Below are 3,479 nucleotides of genomic sequence, written 5' to 3' on the forward strand. Positions count from 1 at the left end.
GTATGTGGTGGATGGTGGGTTGGGTTTGGTGCCGGTGGGTGTGGTGGGTGAGTTGTATGTGGCGGGTGTGGGGTTGGCGCGGGGGTATGTGGGGCGTGCGGGGTTGACGGCGGAGCGGTTTGTGGCGGACCCGTTCGGCGGGGTTGGGGAGCGGATGTATCGGACGGGGGATCTGGTGCGGTGGGATGCGCGGGGCCGGTTGGTGTTTGTGGGGCGGGTGGATGATCAGGTGAAGGTGCGGGGTTTTCGGATTGAGTTGGGTGAGGTGGAGGGTGTGGTGGCCGCGCATCCTTCGGTGGGTCAGGTGGCGGTGGTGGTGCGGGAGGACCGTCCTGGGGATCGGCGGTTGGTGGCGTATGTGGTGCCTGGTGAGGGTGGGTGTGATGTGGGGGTGGTGCGGGAGTTTGTGCGGGGGCGGTTGCCGGAGTTCATGGTGCCGGGTGTGTGGGTGGTGGTGGATGGGTTGCCGGTGACGGTGAACGGGAAGCTGGACCGGCGGGCGTTGCCGGTGCCGGAGGGAGGTAGTGGTTCGGGGTACATCGCGCCCAGGGATGGGGCGGAGGACCTGCTGTGCCGTTTGTTCGCTGCGGTGTTGGGTGTGGAGCGGGTGGGGGTTGAGGATGGTTTCTTCGATCTGGGTGGGCATTCGCTGTTGGCGACGCGGTTGGTGTCGCGGGTGCGGTCTGAGCTGGGTGTTGAGCTGCAGGTAGGGGCGGTGTTCGAGGCGCCGACGGTAGCCGGGCTGGCGCGTCGGGTAGCCGGGGGTGCGGGTCAGTCGGGCCGGGAGCGGCCCGAGCTCGTGCGGTGTGATCGGCGGCCGGAGCGGTTGCCGCTGTCGTTCGCCCAGGGTCGGTTGTGGTTTCTGTACCGGCTGGAGGGCCGGTCGGCCACGTACAACATCCCCTTGGTGGTGCGGTTGTCGGGTGAGGTGGATGGTGAGGCGCTGGGTTGGGCGCTGCGGGATGTGGTGGGTCGGCATGAGAGCCTGCGGACGCTTTTCACCGAGGTCGATGGGGTGGCGTGTCAGCGGGTGCTGTCGGTGGAGGAGGCCGACCGGCGGTGGCCGGGGCTGGGGGCGGCCACGGTGGGTGGTCGGGCCGGGGCCGAGCGGGCGGTGGCCGAGGTAGTACAGCGAGCCTTTGCCCTGGAGGAGGAGCTGCCGTTGCGGGCGGTGATGGTGCGGGAGTCCGCGTCGGAGTCCGTATGCACGCTGGTGTTGGTCGTGCATCACATCGCTGCGGATGGGTGGTCGTTGGGGCCGTTGTGGCGGGACGTGGCCGGGGCGTATGCGGCGCGGCGGGAGGGCCGCGTACCCGGGTGGCAGCCGTTGCCGGTGCAGTACGCCGACTACACGCTCTGGCAGCGCCAGGCACTCGGTGCGGCTGACACGCCGGGCAGTGTGCTGGCCGGGCAACTGGACTACTGGCGCACCCACCTCGCGGGCATTCCCGAACAGCTCCCCCTGCCCACGGACCGGCCCCGCCCGCCGGTGGCCAGCCACCGAGGGCGTTGGACCGCGTTCGAGATCGGCCCTGAGACACACGGCAAACTGGCCGCCCTGGCCCGTGCGGCCGACGCGAGTGTGTTCATGGTGCTTCAGACGGCCGTGGCTGCCCTGCTGACCCGTCTGGGAGCGGGCACGGACGTTCCGATCGGCAGCCCCGTCGCCGGACGGCCCGATGAGGCGCTGGACGACGTCGTCGGCTTCTTCGTCAACACGCTGGTGCTGCGTGCGGACACCTCCGGCGACCCCTCCTTCCGGACGCTGCTCGAACGGGTCCGCGACACCGCCCTCGCGGCCTACGCGCATCAGGAGCTGCCGTTCGAGCAACTGGTCGAGGCGCTCAATCCGGAGCGTACGCTCGCCCGCCACCCGCTGTTCCAGGCGTCCTTGGCGTTGCAGACCGCGTGGGACCAGGACTTCGCCCTCCCGGGCACCACGGCCACGGTGGAATGGCCGGAGGCCCGGACGGCCAAGTTCGACTTGGCCTTCATGGTCAACGCACGCCCAGACCACGGTGGGACGCACACCGGACTCGACGGGGTGCTGGAGTACGCCGTCGACCTCTTCGACCGGGAGACCGCCGAACGGCTCGCGGACCGCTTTTCGCGGATGCTGGACGAGGCGGTGGCGCGCCCGGACGCGCCGATCAGTCGGATCGACATACTGGACGCCGCCGAGCGGCACCGGACCCTGGTGGCGTGGAACGACACGGGACGGCCGGATCTGCCGCGGCTGTCGTTCGGAGCGCTCTTCGAGGACAGGGTGCGCACATCACCGGAGGCTCTCGCCGTGGAGTGCGGAGCGCTCCGTCTGTCGTACGCGGAGCTCGACGCCCGCGCCAACCAACTCGCCCACCACCTCGCCCAGCGCGGTATCGGGCCGGAGTCCCGCGTGGCACTGGCCTTCGGCCGCTCCGTGGACATGGTGGTCGGGGCACTCGCCGTGCTGAAGACCGGCGCGGCGTATGTGCCGGTCGACCCCGCCTATCCGGCGGAGCGGATCGCCTTCGTCCTGGCCGACAGTGCGGTGAGCGCGGTGGTCACGCGGAGCGCGTTCGCGGAGTCCCTGCCCAGCGCCGCCGTCTCCACCGTGGTGGCGGACACGCCGGAGACGATGTCCGACATCCGTCGGCAGCCGACCACCTCCCCGGCGGTGTCGGTGCCCCTGACCGCCGCGGCCTACGTGATCTACACATCGGGGTCGACTGGACGTCCCAAGGGCGTGGTCGTCACTCACTCCGGCATCGCGGGGCTGGCAACCGCCCAGGTGGAACGGTTCGCTCTCGATCCGTCCGCGCGGATCCTGCAGTTGGCGTCGCCGAGCTTCGATGCCTCCGTGATGGAGTTCCTGATGGCATGCGCCTCGGGGGGTGCGCTGGTCATTCCGGAGCGGTCGGGGGTCCTGGCGGGCGAGGAACTCGCCGAGGTGATCCGCCGACGCGGGATCACCCATGCGTTGATCTCGCCGACCGTTCTTGCTGGCATGCCGACCACCGAACTCCCCTCGCTGCGAACGCTGTTGGTCGGCGGCGAGGCATGCGGCCCCGAGCTCGTCGGGCGGTGGGCGCCCGGGCGGCGGATGGTGAACGCCTACGGCCCCACCGAGGCGACGGTGTGGGCCACGGCAGGTGCCCTGGAAGCCGGACGCGAGGTACGGGCCGGTGGCGCGCTCACCATCGGGGTACCGGCCATCGATGCTCAGGTGTATGTCCTGGACGCGTGGCTGCGACCGCTGCCGACCGGAGTGGCGGGGGAGCTCTATCTGGCCGGGGCGGGCCTGGCCAGGGGGTATCTGGGCCGTCCCGGGCTGACGGCCGGGCGGTTCGTGGCGAACCCCTTCGCCGGGCCCCGGTCTGCCTCCGGCGAAGGGGGCGGGGCGCGGCTGTACCGCACCGGGGACCTGTGCCGATGGCGGTCGGACGGTTCCTTGGAGTACGTGGGGCGGGTGGATGATCAGGTGAAGGTGCGGGGTTTTC

Annotated in this window: 1 protein-coding gene; it reads left to right on the forward strand. The window is 70.7% G+C overall.

The window, feature by feature from the left end; genetic code table 11:
- A partial coding sequence (locus VT50_RS36720) for a non-ribosomal peptide synthetase (RefSeq protein WP_143645337.1) occupies positions 1-3,479 on the forward strand: 3,479 nt, incomplete at both ends.

The organism is Streptomyces antioxidans, from assembly GCF_000968685.2.
GTDB classification, from domain to species: Bacteria; Actinomycetota; Actinomycetes; order Streptomycetales; family Streptomycetaceae; genus Streptomyces; species Streptomyces antioxidans.